Origin of the sequence: Streptomyces sp. NPDC045431, assembly GCF_040646655.1 — a bacterium.
GTDB lineage: Bacteria > Actinomycetota > Actinomycetes > Streptomycetales > Streptomycetaceae > Streptomyces.
The window spans coordinates 135685-153469 of record NZ_JBEZAQ010000005.1 but is presented as its reverse complement, the minus strand read 5'-3'; the positions used below and the strand labels follow the sequence as shown (position 1 = coordinate 153469).

General features: G+C 74.7%; 18 protein-coding genes. 9 read left to right on the top strand and 9 right to left on the bottom strand.

Annotated features, from left to right (window positions below; all coding sequences use genetic code 11):
- Positions 1-174: 174 nt before the first annotated feature.
- From AB0A69_RS14370 to AB0A69_RS14360, 3 genes are read right to left on the bottom strand one after another with little or no spacing between them, the layout of a single operon-like run.
- Positions 175-858 (bottom strand): HAD family phosphatase, encoded by a 684-nt coding sequence (locus tag AB0A69_RS14370; RefSeq protein WP_361420234.1) that lies wholly within the window; start codon positions 856-858, stop codon positions 175-177.
- The gene (locus AB0A69_RS14365; RefSeq protein WP_361420231.1) at positions 855-1340 is read right to left on the bottom strand and encodes an Lrp/AsnC family transcriptional regulator; all 486 of its coding nucleotides are present in this window, start codon (positions 1338-1340) and stop codon (positions 855-857) included. Before AB0A69_RS14365 ends, AB0A69_RS14370 begins: the two co-directional genes overlap by 4 nt.
- A 46-nt stretch (positions 1341-1386) precedes the next feature.
- Entirely contained in the window at positions 1387-1797 is a 411-nt protein-coding gene (locus AB0A69_RS14360) for a four-helix bundle copper-binding protein (protein ID WP_361420228.1), read from the bottom strand.
- A 154-nt stretch (positions 1798-1951) separates the two neighbouring features.
- Between AB0A69_RS14360 and AB0A69_RS14355 the strand changes: the two genes are divergently transcribed.
- Complete coding sequence (locus tag AB0A69_RS14355) at positions 1952-3364, top strand: RtcB family protein (protein WP_361420226.1); 1413 nt, start codon at positions 1952-1954, stop codon at positions 3362-3364.
- Positions 3365-3460: 96 nt separating this feature from the next.
- On the opposite strand, the gene AB0A69_RS14350 is transcribed toward AB0A69_RS14355, so the two are convergent.
- Entirely contained in the window at positions 3461-3937 is a 477-nt protein-coding gene (locus AB0A69_RS14350; protein WP_361420223.1) for an archease, read from the bottom strand.
- 128 nt (positions 3938-4065) lie between these two features.
- Here AB0A69_RS14350 and AB0A69_RS14345 point away from each other — a divergent pair, with 128 nt between their 5' ends.
- The 4 genes from AB0A69_RS14345 (at position 4066) to AB0A69_RS14330 (ending at position 8744) form a co-directional block, all read left to right on the top strand.
- Positions 4066-5196 (top strand): site-2 protease family protein, encoded by a 1131-nt coding sequence (locus AB0A69_RS14345; RefSeq protein WP_361420220.1) that lies wholly within the window; start codon positions 4066-4068, stop codon positions 5194-5196.
- A gap of 192 nt (positions 5197-5388) precedes the next feature.
- Entirely contained in the window at positions 5389-5772 is a 384-nt protein-coding gene (locus AB0A69_RS14340) for a hypothetical protein (protein ID WP_361420217.1), read from the top strand.
- Between the two features lie 204 nt (positions 5773-5976).
- The gene (locus AB0A69_RS14335; RefSeq protein WP_361420795.1) at positions 5977-7557 is read left to right on the top strand and encodes an FUSC family protein; all 1581 of its coding nucleotides are present in this window, start codon (positions 5977-5979) and stop codon (positions 7555-7557) included.
- A 176-nt stretch (positions 7558-7733) separates the two neighbouring features.
- On the top strand, positions 7734-8744 hold the full coding sequence (locus AB0A69_RS14330) for a lactonase family protein (RefSeq protein ID WP_361420792.1): 1011 nt from the start codon (positions 7734-7736) through the stop codon (positions 8742-8744).
- Between the two features lie 131 nt (positions 8745-8875).
- On the opposite strand, the gene AB0A69_RS14325 is transcribed toward AB0A69_RS14330, so the two are convergent.
- The 5 genes from AB0A69_RS14325 to AB0A69_RS14305 form a co-directional block, all read right to left on the bottom strand.
- On the bottom strand, positions 8876-9796 hold the full coding sequence (locus AB0A69_RS14325) for a hypothetical protein (protein ID WP_361420214.1): 921 nt from the start codon (positions 9794-9796) through the stop codon (positions 8876-8878).
- A gap of 88 nt (positions 9797-9884) precedes the next feature.
- Positions 9885-10949: a BadF/BadG/BcrA/BcrD ATPase family protein gene (locus AB0A69_RS14320; protein WP_361420211.1), complete on the bottom strand. Its 1065-nt coding sequence runs from the start codon at positions 10947-10949 to the stop codon at positions 9885-9887.
- Between the two features lie 16 nt (positions 10950-10965).
- Positions 10966-11643: a uracil-DNA glycosylase gene (locus AB0A69_RS14315; protein WP_361420208.1), complete on the bottom strand. Its 678-nt coding sequence runs from the start codon at positions 11641-11643 to the stop codon at positions 10966-10968.
- Between the two features lie 68 nt (positions 11644-11711).
- Positions 11712-12797, bottom strand: coding sequence for an exo-alpha-sialidase (locus tag AB0A69_RS14310; RefSeq protein WP_361420205.1), 1086 nt, complete (start codon positions 12795-12797; stop codon positions 11712-11714).
- 223 nt (positions 12798-13020) lie between these two features.
- Positions 13021-14103 (bottom strand): NADH:flavin oxidoreductase/NADH oxidase, encoded by a 1083-nt coding sequence (locus AB0A69_RS14305; RefSeq protein WP_361420202.1) that lies wholly within the window; start codon positions 14101-14103, stop codon positions 13021-13023.
- A 288-nt stretch (positions 14104-14391) separates the two neighbouring features.
- Between AB0A69_RS14305 and AB0A69_RS14300 the strand changes: the two genes are divergently transcribed.
- The 4 genes from AB0A69_RS14300 (at position 14392) to AB0A69_RS14285 (ending at position 17767) form a co-directional block, all read left to right on the top strand.
- Complete coding sequence (locus AB0A69_RS14300) at positions 14392-14691, top strand: helix-turn-helix domain-containing protein (protein ID WP_361420789.1); 300 nt, start codon at positions 14392-14394, stop codon at positions 14689-14691.
- Between the two features lie 63 nt (positions 14692-14754).
- Complete coding sequence (gene cseB / locus AB0A69_RS14295; protein ID WP_361420199.1) at positions 14755-15498, top strand: two-component system response regulator CseB; 744 nt, start codon at positions 14755-14757, stop codon at positions 15496-15498.
- Positions 15499-15505: 7 nt separating this feature from the next.
- Positions 15506-16864 (top strand): HAMP domain-containing sensor histidine kinase, encoded by a 1359-nt coding sequence (locus tag AB0A69_RS14290; RefSeq protein WP_361420196.1) that lies wholly within the window; start codon positions 15506-15508, stop codon positions 16862-16864.
- Positions 16865-17011: 147 nt separating this feature from the next.
- A complete protein-coding gene (locus AB0A69_RS14285) occupies positions 17012-17767 on the top strand; it encodes an ABC transporter ATP-binding protein (RefSeq protein WP_361420193.1) in 756 nt (251 codons plus the stop codon).
- Positions 17768-17785 lie beyond the last annotated feature (18 nt).

Below are 17785 nucleotides of genomic sequence, written 5' to 3'. Positions count from 1 at the left end.
GCTCGGCGGTGAACACCTTCACCAGGATCCCGATCCGCACCCGCCGGCCCGCGTCCCACCCCGTCACCCGCGCGGGGCGACGATCCCCGCCGCTCAAAGGCAACTGCATGGGCCTGGCGAGACCCCATGCACCAGACGCCGCTCGCTGATCCGGCCTGATCGACAAGACGTCCTCTAGCGGCCCCGTACGAAGTCGTACGCCGCCACCGCCGTGAACTCCCCCTGCCCGCCGCGCAGCAGCAGCCCCGCCGTCCGGAACGCCGGGTCGTCGGCCGTCGACGGTACGTACGGAACGGCGATGCACCGCATCCCGGCCGCGTGGGCCGCCGCCGCGCCGGGTGGGGCGTCCTCGACGACCACGCACTGCGCCGGCTCCACGCCCAGTCGGCGTGCCGCCTCCAGGAACACGTCCGGCGCGGGCTTGCCCCGCTCGACCTCCTCGGCGGAGACCAGCGTGGCGATGTACGCGCCCAGGCCCGTGCCGTCGAGCACCGCCTCGATCGCGGCGCGCGAGGAGCCGGACGCCACGGCCATCGGGACACCGTTCCGGTGCAGGAGCTCCACGAACGCGCGCATCCGCGGGAACACCCCGGTCGCCGCGCGCGCCAGCTCCAGGTAATGGCCGTTCTTGGCGGCCAGCAGCTCGTCGACCGGCGCGTCGAGCCCGTACTCCTCCTTGAGGATCTCCAGCGTCTCGCGCGTCCCGATGCCGATGAAGTCGGTGTGGCGCTCCCAGGTGAAGCCGGTGACGCCGTGGCTCTCCAGCAGCCGGCGCCCGGCCTCGTAGTAGTTCGGCTCGCTGTCCACGAGCGTGCCGTCGAGATCGAAGAGGACCGCCGTGCGGGAGGAGGCGGTCACGGGCGCTGCGGGCGCGAGGCCCGTCCCACCGCCTCCACCAGGGGCAGCAGCCGGTGCGGCACGCGCTCGCGCAGCGCCATCTCCGTCCGCGTACGCACCACGCCCGGGATCTGGATCAGCCGCTGGATGACGTCCTCCAGATGGCCGTTGTCCCGGGCCACGACACGCGTCAGCAGGTCCCCGCCGCCGGTGATCGAGAACGCCTCCACGATCTCGGGGACGGCGGCGAGCTCCTCGCCGACCTCGTCCAGATATCCCTGCGTCACCTCGATGTGCACGAACGCCAGCACCGGATGCCCCAGCGCTGCGGGGGAGAGGACCGGCCCGGTGCCGGTGATCACCCCGTCGCGCTCCATCCGGTCCAGGCGCGCCTGGAGCGTGCCGCGCGCGATGCCCAGGATCCGGGCGTACTCGCGCACACTCGTGCGCGGCTGTTCGATCAGCAGCCGCAGAATCCGGGTGTCGAGTTCGTCCACTGCCACGGAACGTGACAGTACCCCGTTCCCACGGGTGGGCAGGGGGTGTGCCTCAGCCGAGGCTCGCCAGCAGCTCGTTGCACGCCTGCTCGCACCGCCGGCACGCCTCCGCGCAGACCCGGCAGTGCTCGTGCATGTCGGCGTGGCTCTCGCACTCGTCCGCGCACGCCTTGCACACGATGGCGCACGCCCGCACGACCGCGCGCGTGATGTTGGCGTCGTACCCGGTGTGCCGGGAGAGCACCGACGCGGTGGTGTTGCACATGTCGGCGCAGTCCATGTCGGTACGGATGCACTTGGTCAGGTCGCCGACCATGCCCTCGGACAGGCAGGCGTCGGCGCAGGCCGTACACGCCTGGGCACAGGCGATGCACTCCTCGATGCACCTGGCCATCGCCTCGCGGTCCACACCGCCGAGGTCGGCCGGGTACGTGTTCAGCATGTCCTTGACCGATGTGGTCATCTTCCTCGCCTCCTCTGTTGCGTCACGTCCGTTGCGTCACGCTGACGGGTGCACCGGCGGCCCCCGGCCAAACAATCCCCGGCACCCCGAGGTGGCGGGTCGGCATGACAGGTCGGCGCGCGGGTACGCGGCGCGCGATGGTCGGGAGGCCGCGATGGAGATCACGGAGGAGCGTCCCTACCGCTTCCGCATCGCACCGCACCGCGACATGCGGGTCCCCGGGGTCGTGTTCGCGTCCCGGCGGCTGCTGCGGGACGCCGAGAAATCACTGGAGCAGGTCGTCAACGTGGCGACCCTGCCGGGCATCGTCACCGCCTCGTACGCCATGCCGGACATCCACTGGGGCTACGGCTTCCCCATCGGCGGTGTCGCCGCGACCGACGTCGACGACGGCGGGGTGGTGTCACCCGGCGGCGTCGGCTTCGACATCTCGTGCGGGGTGCGGCTCCTCGCCGCCGACTGCGACCGGGGCGCCCTGGCGCCCGTACTGGCGCGGCTCATGGACGGCCTGGGCCGGGCGGCCCCCCACGGCCCCGGGCGGGGTGCGGTCTGGCACCTCGGCGGGACCGGGCAGCTGCGGCGGGTACTGGAGGGCGGCTCGCGGTACGCCGTCGAGGAGGGCCACGGCGAGGACCGGGACCTGCTGCGCTGCGAGGACGCCGGGGCGGTCCCCGACGCGGACGTCGGCGAGGTCAGCGAGCGGGCGATGCAGCGCGGCCTCGAACAGGTCGGCAGCCTGGGCGGGGGCAACCACTTCCTGGAGCTCCAGGCGGTCGACGAGGTGTACGACGAGGAGGTCGCCCGCACCTTCGGCCTCGCCCTCGGCCAGGTGTGCGTGATGATCCACTGCGGTTCGCGCGGGCTGGGGCACCAGGTGTGCAGCGACCACGTGCGGACGATGGACAAGGCGATGGCGCGCTACGGCATCACCGTGCCCGACCGGCAGCTCGCGTGCGCCCCGGTCGGCTCACCGGTGGGGAGGTCCTACCTCGGGGCGATGGCCGCGGCCGCCAACTACGGGCGCGCGAACCGCCACATGCTCGGCGAGGCGGCGCGCCGCGTCTTCCGCGGCACGGCCGGAGCCCGGCTGAGCCTGGTGTACGACGTGTCCCACAACCTCGCCAAGATCGAGCGCCACGCGGTGGACGGCGGGACCCGCACCCTCTGCGTCCACCGCAAGGGCGCCACCCTGGCCCTCCCGCCCGGCCACCCGGGCCTCCCCGAGGACCTGCGCGCCGCCGGTCAGCCCGTCCTCATCCCCGGCACCATGGGCACCGCGTCGTACGTCCTGACCGGCGTGCCGGGCGGCGACGCGTTCCACTCCACCTGCCACGGCGCCGGCCGGGTGCTGAGCCGCCACGCGGCCCTGCGCGCGGTACGCGGTGAGGAGCTGCGCGCCCGCCTGGAGTCGCGGGGCATCGCGGTGCGCGGGGCGTCCTGGCGCGGCCTGGCCGAGGAGGCACCGGAGGCGTACAAGGACGTCTCGGAGGTGGTCGAGGCGAGCGAGGGCGCGGGCCTGTGCCGCAAGGTGGTGCGCCTGGTGCCGCTGGGGGTGGTGAAGGGCTGACGGCAGTTCCCCCGCCTCGGGTGGTGAAGGGCTGCCGGTCCCCGCTACCCACCCCGGGTGGTGAAGGAGCTGATGGCCGGTCCCCGCCCCCGGTGGTCAGACGTCGACGGTCGCCGCGCACGTCCAGCCGTACGGGCCCGGGGCGAGGTGGAGGTCGCTCCAGGAGACGGCCTTCGGGGCCGCGCCGATGACCGGGACCCGGGAGAGCTCCGCGACCGCGAGCCGGACGTCCAGCCCGCCGTCCGTCATCTCCGCCTCGACGTCCACGGGCACCTCCCCGTGCACCTCCAGCCGGAAGATGACCTCGTCGAGCAGCGCGGCGAGCAGATCGTCGTCGTCGGTCTCGTCGAACCGCACCCGCCGCACCGCCGTCGGGCGGACGCCGCCGAGGTCGGCGAAGCACTCCACCATCCCCAGCACCGCCTCGGCCAGGCACAGCTCCCGGGACGAACCCCACGCCTCGATCCGTACGTCCGCCGTGTGCGGAACCGTCCGGTGCCCGCTCTCGCCCGACCGCCGCCCGGACGCCTGCTCGTCGCCGTTCGTGTCGTCATCATCCGCGTCGCCGATCATGACGAGCACTTGCCCCCAATGAACCGGACATATGCCGCCATTACCCCGCCGGGGAGGACAATGGAGCAGGGCGCCGCGCCGCTCGGCCGGACGCCCGGCCTGCGGTTCCCTGGGGGAGACGAGCGACGATGAAGGGCTCACTCCGTGTCGGACGGGTATGCGGTGTACCGCTGCGGATGCACTGGAGCGTCCCGCTGCTCGCGGTCCTCTTCGCGTACGGACTGGGGCGCCGGACCCTGCCCGCCTGGGCTCCCGGGCACCCGGACGCGGTCTACACCGTCGCCAGCGCCGTAGGGGCGCTGCTGCTCATGGGCAGCGTGCTGCTCCACGAAGCCGCGCACGCCGCGGTGGCGCGGTGGAAGCGGATCTCCGTGGACGACGTGACCCTCTGGGCGCTGGGCGGGGTCACCCGGATGGACAGTCCGAAGACGGCTGTGGCGGCGTTCGCGGTCGCGGTCAGCGGGCCGCTCGCCAGCCTGGCCGTCGGCGGAGCCGCGCTCGGCGCGGGCGTCGCACTGCACGGGCTGACCGGCTGGCCCGTGCCCGCCGCCGTCCTGGTGTGGCTCGGCTGGATGAACCTGCTGCTGGGCGTGTTCAACCTGCTGCCCGCCGCCCCACTCGACGGCGGCCGGGTGGTGCAGGCGGCGCTGTGGTGGCGCACCGGTGACCGGGACCGCGCCGAACGGGCGGCCGGCCGCAGCGGCCAGGTCATGGGCGTGCTGCTCATGATCCTGGGGTGGTTCTCCGTTCTGCGCGGGATGACCGGCGGCCTGTGGCTCGTCGTGATCGGCCTGTTCATCACCGTCGTCGCCGGTGCGGAACGGCAGCGTGCCGTCTTCCGTACGGCCCTGCGCGGCGTACGGATGGCCGACGCCATGTCCGCCCCGGTGGTCACCGGCGCCGACTGGCTGACCGTGCGGGCCTTCATCGACGAGGTGGCGGCCGGGTGCGGCCACTCCGCCGTGCCGCTGGTCGACTTCGAGGGCCGTCCCAGCGGGGTCGTGGAGGTCGCCCGGCTGGCCGCGGTACCGGAAGCGCGCAGGGACGAGCTGCGCGTGCGGGACGTGGCCACTCCGCTGTCGCGCTGCGCGCTCGCCGCCCCGGACGATCCGCTGGCCGAATCCCTCGACAAACTCCGCCCGGGCGCCGGAGGGCGCTTCCTCGTCGTGGACGGAGAACGTTTGGTCGGGATCGTGACGGCGAAGGACATCGCGCGGCTGATGCGGCGGCACAGCTTGCGCGGCCCCCGGACCGGATGAGCGGACGGCTGGTTGAGCGGACGGCTGGTTGAACGGACGGCCGGTTGAACGGACGGCCGGTTGAACGCGCGGCCGGCTGCGCGGACGGCCGGTTGAACGCGGCGCACGGCTGGAAAGAGCGTTGCCCTGGAGGCGGCCGTCCGCTGCGCTGAGGGGGTCGGCGACATGCGGGGGCGGAGCGAGGAGGGCGTGATGCCCGCGAGGCATTCGGCACGTGACGGGTCCGGGCCCTGGACGGCGTACCCCACGCCGGTGGTGTGCGCGTCCGTCTCCCTCGGATCGGCCGGGCTCCTGCCCGTGCTCGGCGCCGTGCGGTGGCTGCACCACCCGGTGCCCGCCCTCGCCGCGTACTGCGTGCTCACGGCCCTGGTGAGTCTGCGCGCGAGTCTGCGCTCGGTGCCGTTCGCCGCGGTCGTGGCGTGGATGGTGTACGACGGCTTCGTCGTCCACGAGCAGGGCGAGCTGACCTGGGACGGCTCCGCGGACGCGTACCGCCTGGGGCTGCTCGCCGCGTCCTCGCTGCTCGGAACGGTGGTGGCAGCGCTGGGCCGCGCCTGCGGAACGCCTCGCGCGTGACGGGCTGCCCTCGCCGCCGGTGAGGGCCGTTGGCTCCCCGTTGGCGCACGCTTGTCGGGTCTCACTGGGCCATTGGCTCAGTGATTGAGGGGCCACTTGAGCCAACGGGCGAGACAGTGTTGTGATGGACCCATCGATGGCGCTGCGGACTCCGCGGCGCCTTTTTCATGCCATGTCATGTACGTGAAGGAGGGCCGGGAAACCGTGCTGAAGAAGGTGTTCGTGGCTCCGGACCCCGGGCGACTGCGGCTGCGCAGCGCCACGCGGGCCGTCCTCGGCATCGCGTTGGCGGTGGGCTTGTGCGGGACGGCCGGCCACTCGTTGGTCGCCGCCATCACCGGCGGCCTCGCGGCGCTGCTCGCCCTCTTCACCGTGACGGACGCGACGGTGCGCGGCCAGGCGGTCACGACCGCGCTGCTGCCCGTCGTCGGGCTCCCGGTCCTGGCTCTGGCCGCCGTGCTGCACGACCAGCCGCTCGCGCGCGACCTGGCGTTCCTCGCCATCGTGGGGGCGGGCGTGTACGCCCGGCGCTGGGGGCCGCGCGGCCACTCGCTCGGCGTGTTCGCCTTCATGGCCTTCTTCGTGACCCAGTTCCTCGGCACGGTGCCCGGGCAGCTGCCCGAGCTGTACGCCGCCGTCCTGCTGTCGCTGCTCGCCTCCTCGGCCGTACGGTTCGGCCTGTGGTGCTACGAGCGGCGGTTCGCGCCGCCCGCCGCCGTACCGACGCCGTTCGACGGCGGGCGGTGGCTGGGCCGGGCGACCACCCGGCAGGCGGTGCAGGCGACGGTCGCGGCCGGGTTCGCCCTGGTCGTGGGCCAGGTGCTGTCGCACGAGCGCTGGTACTGGGCGGTGGGCGCCGCCTGGTGGATCTTCGTCAACACGACGTCCCGCGGCGAGACGCTGGTACGGGGCTTCCGCCGGGTCCTCGGCACGGTGATCGGCATCGGCGCCGGTCTGCTCGTCGCCGTCCCGCTGCACGGTGAACCCGTGGCCACCGCCGCCCTGATCGGGCTCTGCGTCTTCGGCATCTTCTACACGGCGGCGGTCTCGTACACCTGGATGATGCTCGCCGTCACCGTGATGGCGAGCCTGCTGTACGGGCTGCTCGGCGTGCTGGACACCGGCCTGCTGGCCCTGCGGCTCGTGGAGACCGGCGTGGGGCTGGCCGGGGCGGCGCTGGCCGTGCTCTTCGTGCTGCCCATCACCACGCACGCGACGACGGACGCCTGGATCGCCCACGCCCTGCGCTGCGTCCACGGCTGCACCACCTCGGCCGCGCGGCGCCTCGCGGGCGACCCGGACGCGGACCCCGCGCCGCTCGCCGCCGAACTGGAGGTGCTGCTCGGGCGAGCTCGGCTCTCCCTGGCGCCGCTCGTGCATCCGCTGAGCCCGCTGCGCGCCCGCAAGTCCCGCGCCCGCCGGGTCCTGGCTCTGCTGGACGACTGCGCCCGCGAGGTGCGCGGCCTCACGTCGGTCGCGGCGGACCCGGAGGCCTCGCACGACGCGCGGCTCGCCGCCGCGTGCTGGCGGGTGGAGATCGCCCTCCAGGCGCTGGTGGTGCCCGCGCCGGGCGCCGAGCAGGCCGAGCGGTCCGAGCAGGCCGAGCGGGCCGAGCAGGCGGTCCCGGAGGCGGCGCCCGCCGCCGCGCCGGCCGCGCACCACCACCACCCCGTCACCGAGGCCGCGCTGCAGCACCTCCACGGGCTGGAGCGGGTCCTGGTCGACCTGGCCGTGCCGCTGCGCTCCTCGCCGCGCTCGTCGGCCGCGTTCCAGACCCTGCCCTGACCGGAGCGCCCACCGATTGGTCTGGACCTGCTAGCGTCGGCCGTGCCGGGTGGTCGGCCCGGGGGAGAGGGGCGGCGCACGTGCGGTACGCAGAGGAGCAGGACCGAGAACGGGGCCGGGGCCAGGGCGGAGGCCAGGGCGGGGACCGAGGCCGGCGCCGGGGCCGGAGGGCCTTCATCGGGTCGTTCACGTCGGCCGGAGGGCGTGGCGTCGTCGCGGCCGACCTCGACCCCGAGACGGGGGCGCTCACCGTCACCGGAGCCACGGACGAGCTCCCGGACCCGTCCTTCCTGGCCGCCGCGCCCGGCGGCGCCCTGCTCTACGCCGTGTCCGAGACCCCGGACGGCGCCGTCGCCGCCTTCGACGTCACCGGGGCCGCCCCCCGCCTCATCGGCGCACCCGCCCGGGTGCGCGGCGCGGGCCCCACGCACCTGGCGCTCGTCGCCGGGCACGTGCTGACCGCCAACTACTCCGACGGCAGCGTCAGCGCCCTGCCCCTCGGGGCCGACGGCGTACCGGACGCCGCCACCGGCGTCGTACACCGGCACCATGGCTCCGGCCCGCACCCGGAGCGGCAGGCCGGCCCGCACGCCCACCAGGTGGTGCCCGCGCCCGACGGCCGACGGCTGCTCGCCGTGGACCTCGGCACCGACTCCGTCCACGTGTACGTGCTCGCCGGCGGCGCCCTCCTGCGGCTCGCCGAGACCTCCCTGGCCCCGGGCACCGGGCCCCGCCATCTGGCCTTCCATCCGGACGGCGGCCACGTCTACGTCCTCGGCGAGCTGGAGCCGACCCTCACCGTATGCCGCTGGGACGGGCAGGCGGGCGTCCTCGAACGGGTCGGCGCCACCCCGGTCCTGCCCCCGGGTGCGTACACCCCCAGTCACCCGTCCGGGATCGCCGTCGCGCGCGACGGGCGCTTCGTGTGGGCAGCGGTGCGCGGCGACGACAGCATCGCCGTCCTCGCCCTCGACGAGACCCGCGAGAAGCCGGAGCCGGTCACCACGGTGCCCTGCGGCGGCCGCCGGCCCAGGGACCTGGCGCTCGACCCCGAGGGGCGGCGGCTGTACGTGGCCAACGAGCGCTCCGGCGACGTGACCTGGTTCGACGTGAACCCGGAGACGGGCGTGCCGTACCGGGCGGGCGCCGTCGAGGTCCCGGCGGCCTCCTGCGTGGTCTTCACCTGACGTCCGGTGGTCTTCACCTGACGCCCGCCGGCCGCAGGGCGCGCGAAGGGCCCGCACCGGATGACGTCATCATCGGGTGCGGGCCCTTCCGTTACGGTCCCTGCGGTCCTCGTACGGCCCGGGCGCGCGGGTCAGTGAACCGGGGCGCCCTGCGGCTGCGGGGCGAGGCCCAGCGCCGCCGAGTACTGCGACAGCACCAGCTTGCCGACCGCCGGGTACGCGCCCAGCGGCTCGGACACCGGGCAGTCCGCGGCCTGCGCGGCCTCCTCCAGCAGGCCCTGGCCCAGCTCCGGCCCGATCAGGTACGGCGCGAGCGCGAGCTGCTGCGAACCGGAGCCGCGCAGCTGCTCGGCGACCGCGGCCACCGAACCCTCCTGGTCCAGCGCGGCGGCCATCACCGGGACGGCGAGCCGCGCGGCCAGCAGCATGCCGGTGATGCCGGCCGCCTGCACGGCCTCCTCGCCGCCGACCGTGGCCAGGACGATGCCGTCGGCCGCCGTGGCGACCGTGAACAGCCGTGCCCGGTCGGCACGGGCCAGCCCGGCCTCGGACAGCCGGACGTGCACGGCCTCCGCGAGCAGCGGGTGCGGGCCCAGCACATCGGTCAGATGGGCGGGCGCACCGCTGTTCGCGACCTCATCGCGTATCCGCGCCATCAGGGCGTGGTCCGGGCCCGCCAGCAGCGGCACCACGACGGCGGCCGGGCCCTCGGGCTCGGCGACCTCACGGCCGGCGGCCTGCGCCAGCTCGTACCGCTCGACGCGCAGCGCGGCGGCCTGCTTCACCACGGCCGCGAGCGTGGGGTACTCGGCGTCGTCGCCGTCCAGGAAACCGATCCCGGCCTCCAGGCCGGGCAGCTCGGAACGCGCGATGCTCACGACCTCCTCCGCCAGCCCGCGTACGGCGGCGGAAGGTGCGCCGGGAACGGCGAGAACGAGCGCGGGCGCGCCCTCGGGCGCCGCCACGGGTTCGGGGCGACGGTGCCGCCCGGACTGGCGGGGTCGCGGCATTCGTACAGGCAGGCCGGAAGCGGGCCCAGTGGGGGAGCTCATGTCGCCGCATGCTACTGGTTTTGGCTGCTCCCTCGCGTGGGGAGGGGGCCCTCGCGTGCCCTCTGTCCGGCTATGCCCGAACAGTCGGCTACCAGCCGGTTGTCTCGAGCATGCCCGGCTCCCGGGGCAGCCGCAGCGTGTCCGTGGCGAGCGCCGCCGCGACGCTCAGCGCGCCGACGAGCGGATCGCCGCCGGCGGAGACGGTTCGCGCGTACGGCAGTTGCTCCGCCAGCTCGGCCCGCAGGGGGACGAGCAGGGCGTCGCCCATCGCGAACAGCCCGCCGGTCAGCGCCACTTCAACCGGGCCGACAGGGTCGGCCGCGTCGGCCGCGTCGGCGCGGTCGGCGCCGGGCGGGCAGACCGCGGCAGCGGCTTCCGCGATGTGCCGGGCGGCCCCGGCGAGGATGCCGGACGCCACCGGGTCGCCCTCCGCGCCGCACCGTGCCACTTCGGGCGCGAAGGAGGCCAGCACCGCCGGCCGGTCGCCGCGCGGGTACAGCCGGCCTGGCAGGCCCTTGGGGTCGCCGAACACCGCCTCGACGCGCGCCAGGAGCGCGGCCGAGCCGCCACGCCGCCCGTCGTACGCGCGCAGGGCGGCCTCCAGCCCGGCGCGGCCGATCCAGGCGCCGCTGCCGCAGTCGCCCAGCAGGTGGCCCCAGCCGTCCGCGCGGCGCCAGACCGACAGGTCCGTGCCGAGCGCGATCATGCCGGTGCCGGCCGCGACCACGGCGCCCGCCCGCTGCCCGAGCGCCCCGGCGTACGCGGTGACGGCGTCCGCCGCCAGCGCGAGGCGGTCCACGCCGAGCGAACCGCGCAGCGCGGCGGGCAGCTTGGCGCGCAGGTCGTCCCCGAGGGTCGCCATCCCGGCGGCTCCGACGGCGACGGCGGTGACGGCGGCCGGGCGCACGGCGACACCGGCCCGGGCCAGCAGGCCCTCGGCGGCGGGCACCAGCCGCTCCAGCAGGTGCCCGGCGTCGATGCCCCGCTCCCCGGTCCGTACCGGCTCCGCGAACGCCACGCTGTCGACTACGGCGACGTCGACGGCGCGCACGCGACCGGTGTCCCGACCGGTGTCCCCGGCGATGGCCCCGAGGGCGACCCGCAGCCCCGACCCGCCGGAGTCGACGCCCAGCACCCACACGCGGTCGCTCATGCGACGCCGCGCCGCGTCACGGCAGGCGCCACTCGACCGGCTGGGCGCCCTGCTGGAGCAGGAGCTCGTTCGTACGGCTGAACGGGCGCGAGCCGAAGAAGCCGCGGTCGGCCGACATCGGCGACGGATGCGCCGACTCGATCGCGGGGAGCCGGCCGAGCAGCGGGCGCAGATTGCGGGCGTCGCGCCCCCACAGCACGGACACCAGCGGCTTGCCGCGTGCGGCGAGCGCCCTGATGGCCTGCTCGGTCACCTCCTCCCAGCCCTTGCCGCGGTGCGCGCCCGGCTTGCGGGGCGCCGTCGTCAGCGACCTGTTGAGCAGCAGCACGCCCTGCCGGGTCCACGGCGTCAGGTCGCCGTTGGAGGGCCGGGGCAGCCCCAGGTCCGTGTGCATCTCCCGGAAGATGTTCTCCAGGCTGCCGGGCAACGGCCGCACCTCCGGAGCGACCGAGAAGCTCAACCCCACCGCGTGTCCCGGTGTGGGGTACGGATCCTGGCCGACGATCAGGACCCGCACCTCGTCGAACGGCTGCTGGAACGCCCGCAGGACGTTCGCCCCCGCCGGGAGGTAGGTGCGTCCCGCGGCGATCTCCGCGCGGAGGAAGTCGCCCATCGCGGCGATGCGTTCGGCCACCGGCGCGAGGGCCTGCGCCCACCCCGGCTCGACGATTTCATTCAACGGTCGTGCTGCCACGGCCGTCACTCTACTGGCGCAGCGAACCCCCTCTCACCCGGCGCCCGAGACGTGGACCCCACCCGGTCTCAGCCGATGACCGCGGCCCGCACGCACAGCACGTCCGGCAGGTGGGAGGCGAGGAGCTGCCAGCTGTCGCCGTCGTCCGCGCTCGCGTACAGCTCGCCGTTGCGATTGCCGAAGTACACGCCCGCCGGGTCGGCGTCGTCCACGCACATCGCGTCCCGCAGCACCGTGCCGTAGTGGTCGCCCTCGGGCAGACCCGCCGACAGCGGCTCCCAGGTCCCGCCCGCGTCGCTCGTGCGGTAGACCCGGCAGCGGTGGTCCGCCGGGACCCGGTCGGCGTCGGCGGCGATGGGGAACACGTACGCCACGCCCGCCCGGTGGGGGTGGGCCACCATGGCGAAGCCGAAGTCGGAGGGCAGGCCCGCGCCGATGTCGGTCCACTTGGCGCCGCCGTCGTCGCTGCGGTACACCCCCCAGTGGTTCTGAAGGTACAGCCGGTCCGGGTCGGCCGCGTCCTGCGCGATCTTGTGCACGCACTGCCCGAACTCCGGGTGCGGGTCGGGCAGGAAGACCGCCGAGACGCCGTCGTTCGACGGCGACCAGGTCGCGCCGCCGTCCCGGGTGCGGAACACCCCGGCGGTCGACACCGCGACCGTCACGGCGTCCGGGTCCCGCGGGTCCGTGACGACGGTGTGGACGGCCTCCCCGCCACCGCCCGGAACCCACCGCGACCGGGTCGGGTGCTCCCACAGCGGGCGCACCAGCTCGAAGGTCTCGCCCTCGTCCGTGGAGCGGAAGAGCGCGGCGGGCTCCGTGCCCGCGTAGACCACGCCGGGCGCGGCCGGCCCCGCCGGGTGCAGCTGCCACACCCGCTCCAGCGAAGTGCCGGTGTCCTTGGGGAACTTGACCGCGGGCTGCCGCGGTTCGGTCCACGTCTCGCCCAGGTCGTCCGAGTGGAACACCGACGGTCCCCAGTGCGCGCTGTCCCCGCCCGCCAGCAGGCGCGGTGTGCTCCGGCGCGTGTCGATCCCGATCGAGTACACGGCCTGCGCGTTGAAGTGCGGGCCGCCGAGCTCCCATCGGCCGTCTCGCCTGCGGCCGATGAAGAGTCCCTTGCGTGTGCCTACGGTGAGCAGTACGTCGGTCATGGCCGACACCTCCAGGACGCCGTTGTCGCGGATACGGGCCAGTGTGCACCCACCCACTGACAGTGACCCCTCCCGGCGGCGTCAGCACAGGTCAACGGGGGTGTCCGACCGGTTGGTCCCAGTGTCGCGCCCCGGTGCCGGCCACGGCGTGGGGGCCGGCATCGCGCCCCGTGTCGGGCCGGTGCCGCCGCCCCGGTGCGGGTGGCGCTGCCGGGCCCCGGCGTCAGACCGACCGGTGGTACTGGTCGGGCACGTGCACCTCGCCGCCCAGCTCGCGCGCCGCGTGCCGGGCCCACGACGGGTTGCGCAGCAGCTCACGGCCGAGCAGTACCGCGTCCGCCTCGCCGTTGGCGACGATCTTCTCGGCCTGCGCGGCCTCGGTGATCAGGCCCACCGCGGCGACCGGCAGCCCCGTCTCCGCCTTCACCCGTGCCGCGAACGGCACCTGGTAGCCCGGGCCGACCGGGATGCGGACGTGCGGCGCGTTGCCGCCGGTCGACACGTCGAGCAGGTCCACGCCGTGCTCCTTGAGCAGCGCGGCGAACCGCACGGTGTCGTCGGCCGTCCACCCCGCCCGCTCCTCCAGCCAGTCGGTGGCCGAGATCCGGAAGAACAGCGGCAGCTCCTCGGGCCACACCTCCCGTACCGCGTCGACGACCTCCAGGGCGAAGCGGGTGCGGTTCTCGAAGGAGCCGCCGTACGCGTCGGTGCGGTGGTTGCTGTGCGGCGAGAGGAACTCGCCGATCAGGTACCCGTGCGCGCCGTGGATCTCGACGACCTCGAAGCCCGCGTCGAGCGCGCGCCGCGCGGCGGCCGCGAACTGCCCGGTGATGTCGCGGATCTGCTCCGGCGTCAGCTCCTCCGGTACGGGGTGGCCCTCGTCGAAGGGCAGCGGGCTCGGGGCGACCGGCCGCCAGCCGTGCGCGTCGGCGCCGACCGGGGCGCCGCCCTTCCAGGGGCGCTCGGTGGAGGCCTTTCGCCCGGCATGGGCGATCTGGATGCCCGGGACCGTGCCCTGGCCCTTGAGGAAGCCGGTGATCCGGCGCAGCGCCTCGGCCTGGGTGTCGTTCCAGAGGCCCAGGTCGTACGGGCTGATCCGGCCCTCCGGGGAGACCGCGGTGGCCTCCAGCAGGATCAGGCCGGTCCCGCCGGCGGCGCGGGCCGCGTAGTGCGCGAAGTGCCAATCACCCGCGACGCCCGCGTTCGGGCCGACGGCCTCGGCGCTGTACTGGCACATGGGCGCCATCCAGACGCGGTTGGGGATGGTCAGCGATCGCAGGGTGCGGGGCTCGAACAGTGCGCTCACGGCGGACTCCAATGCGCGGCGGGGCCGGTCGGTACGCCTCATACGATAACCGTCGTAGTACGCCACCTGTCAAACTACGAGGCCTCTCGTACAATGCAGGAACCCGAGGAACCTGGAGCCCCCGTGACCACCGTGCCTGCCGTGACCGCTGTGACCACTGGAAGCGCCGGCAGCTCCGGAGGAACCGGAACCGCCGGAACTACCGGAACCGCCGGAGGCGGGGGCGCCGCGGGCTCCGGCACCGCAGGCTCCGGCGCGCGCGAACTCGCGCACCCCGCGCGCGACGAGATCCGCCTCGAAGCCGTGCTCCACGCCCTCGCCGACCCCATGCGGCTGCGCGTCGTACGGGAACTGGCCCTGGCGGAGTCCGAGGTGGCCTGCTCGCACATCGAGCTTCCGGTGACCAAGTCGACGACCACGCACCACTTCCGCGTCCTGCGCGAGAGCGGTGTCATCCGCCAGACCTACCGGGGCACGGCCAAGATGAACGGCCTGCGCCGTGACGACCTGGAGGCGCTCTTCCCCGGACTGCTGGACGCGGTCCTCGCCGCCGCCGAGCGGCAGGCCGCCCGTCTCGACGGCTCCTGAGCGGTCGGCGCCGGCGTCTGCCGTATCGTTCCACCGACCCGTCCGAACAGGAGCCATCCGCCCGTGTCCTCCCCCGCCCCGGCCCGGACGTCCTCGCACCCCGTTCGCGTGCTGCTGGTGGAGGACGACGACCTGATGCGCCGGTCCTTCACCGTCGCCCTGGAGCGTTACGGCTACGAGATGAGGGCCGCCGCCGACGGCCTCACCGGCCTGGAGCTCTTCCGCGACGAGCCCTTCGACCTGCTGATCCTCGACGTGATGCTGCCCGGCCTCGACGGGATCGGCCTGTGCCGCAGGATCCGGGAGACCAGCCTGGTGCCCGTCCTGATGATGTCGGCCCGCGGCGACGGGCTCGACGTCGTCGCCGGTCTGGAGGCCGGAGCGGACGACTACGTGGTCAAGCCCGTGGACACGTACGTACTCGTCGCACGCATCCGCTCGCTCCTGCGGCGGGCGACCTACGCCCCCGCCTCCGCCTCCGCCGCCGCCCCGGCGCCCGAGCGGACGCCCGGTGAGGAGCGCGAGGTGCTGGTCTTCGGGGACCTGACCATCGACACGGCCGGGATGGAGGTGTCCCTCTCCGGCAGTCCCGTGGCGCTGACACCGACCGAGCTGAAGCTGCTCCTCGCGTTCGCCGCCCACCCCGGCGTCGTACTGGAGCGGCACACCCTGCTGCGCGACGTGTGGGAGTACGGCTGGGACGGCGACAGCCGGGTCGTGGACCTGTGTGTGCAGCGGCTGCGCCGCAAGCTGGGCCGCGACCGGATCGAGACGGTCCGCGGCTTCGGCTACAAGTTCAGGCGCTGAGGCCGCCGTGCGTCCCTTCCGCCGGCCGAGGCCGGGCCGTGTCTCCCTCCGCCCGGGCCGTGTCTTCCTCCGCCCGGCCCGCGCGTCCCTGCGCTGGAAGATCGCCGCACTGGCCGCCGCCACGGCCTGCCTGGTCGTGGCGGCCGTGGGCGTGCTGGTGCACCTCTGGACCGCGCAGGACATCCGCTCCCGCGCCGAGGGACAGGCCCTCAACACGCTCTACTCGGCCATGGACGTGTACCGGCGTACCGGAACGCTCGCGGACGGCGCCGAGCTCGCCCCGGCCGAGCTGCCCGCCGCCCTGCGCGACCCGGCCGACGGCGACCGGCACACCGCCCACGACGGGCGCGTCGAGGGGAACCTGGGCCCGAGCGTCTGGGCCGCCCAGCGCACCGGCGGCCCCGGCAGCCCGGTGCTCGCCGTCCGCGTCAACATGAGCCCCGAGCTCCACACCCTGCGCCGCCTCGACATCACCATGACGGTGGCCTCGCTGGTCGCGCTCACCGCGGCCGCGCCGCTCGCCGTCTACGGGGCCGGGCTGCTCGCCCGCAGGCTGCGGCGGGTCGGCGAGACCGCGAGCCGGATCTCCGCCGGGGACCTCGACGCCCGGACCGGGCCCCCCAAGGGCCGCGACGAGGTGGCGGAGATCGCCGCCACCGTCGACCGGATGGCCGACAGCCTCGCCCGACGGCTGCGTACCGAGCGGCAGTTCACCGCGGACGTCGCCCACGAGCTGCGCACCCCCGTCGGCGGTCTGCTGGCGGCGGCCGACCTGCTGCCGCCGGGCGAGACGGAGGACCTGCTCCGCGCCCGGGTACGCGACCTGCGGGGCCTGGTCGAGGACCTGCTGGAGATCTCCCGCCTGGACGCCGGTGCCGAGCAGCCCGTACGCGCCCGGGTGCCGCTCGTCGCCGTCGTCTCCGAGGCCGTGGCCCGCACCGGCCTCGACACGGAGGTCACCGAAGTCACCGAGAGGACCGACGTCACCGGCACTGAGGTCACCGAGGGCACTGAGGTCACCCAGGGCACCGGCGAGGCCGGGACGACCGTGGAGACCGACCCGCGCCGCCTGGAGCGGATCGTCGGCAACCTGGTCACCAACGCCCACCGGCACGGCGCCGGCCCGGTACGGGTCACCGTCGAGGGCCGCACGGTCGTCGTACGCGACCACGGCCCCGGTTTCCCGCCGGACCTCCTGCTGCACGGCCCCCGCCGCTTCCACACGGGCGCGGTGGAACGCGGCTCCGGCCACGGCCTCGGCCTGACCATCGCCCTCGGACAGGCCCGGGTCCTCGGCGCCGACCTGCGTCTCGACAACGACCCGGACGGCGGCGCCGTCGTCACCTTGCGCCTGCCTGCGCACTGACGCCTTGCGCGACCACGCCGACCGGCTCATACAGAACCGATACGCAGCGGCGCGGCCCCCGATACACGCCGGTCCAGACCCCGATACATCAGCCGGACACCCTTCGACGTGCACCTTTCCGCACCCGCACTCGAAGAGGAGGTCCCCGTGACCGCCGCCCCCCTGGCGTTCCACCCGACGACCGGCATCGCCGCCGCCACCACCGACCTCACGAAGGTCTACGGCAGCGGCGACACCCGCGTCGTCGCCCTCGACCGGGTCAGCATCGCCTTCCGGGAAGGCGAGTTCACCGCCATCATGGGCCCCTCAGGCTGCGGCAAGTCCACCCTGCTGCACTGCGCCGCCGGACTCGACGCACCGAGCTCCGGCTCCGTGCGCGTCGGCACCACCGAACTGAGCACGCTCGACGACCGCCGGCTCACGCGGCTGCGCCGCGACCGGATCGGCTTCATCTTCCAGGCGTTCAACCTGCTGCCGACGCTGACCGCGCTGGAGAACATCACGCTCCCGCTCGCCCTCGCCGGGCGCCGCCCCGACCCGGAGTGGCTGGACCGCGTGGTCTCCATGGTCGGCCTCTCCCAGCGCCTCGGCCACCGGCCCGCCGAGCTCTCCGGCGGCCAGCAGCAGCGCGTCGCGGTCGCCCGCGCCCTGGCCTCCCGCCCCGCGATCGTCTTCGGCGACGAGCCCACCGGAAACCTCGACTTCCGTGCCGGGGCCGAGGTGCTGGGCTTCCTGCGCGACTCGGTGCGCGAGCTCGGCCAGACGGTCGTCATGGTCACCCACGACCCCGTCGCGGCGGAGTACGCGGACCGCGTGGTGTTCCTCGCGGACGGCCGGATCGTGGACGAGACGTACCCCGCGTCCTCCCCCTCCCACCCCCGCGACCGCTCCCGCCAGGGCTGAGCGGAAAGGACCGACCAG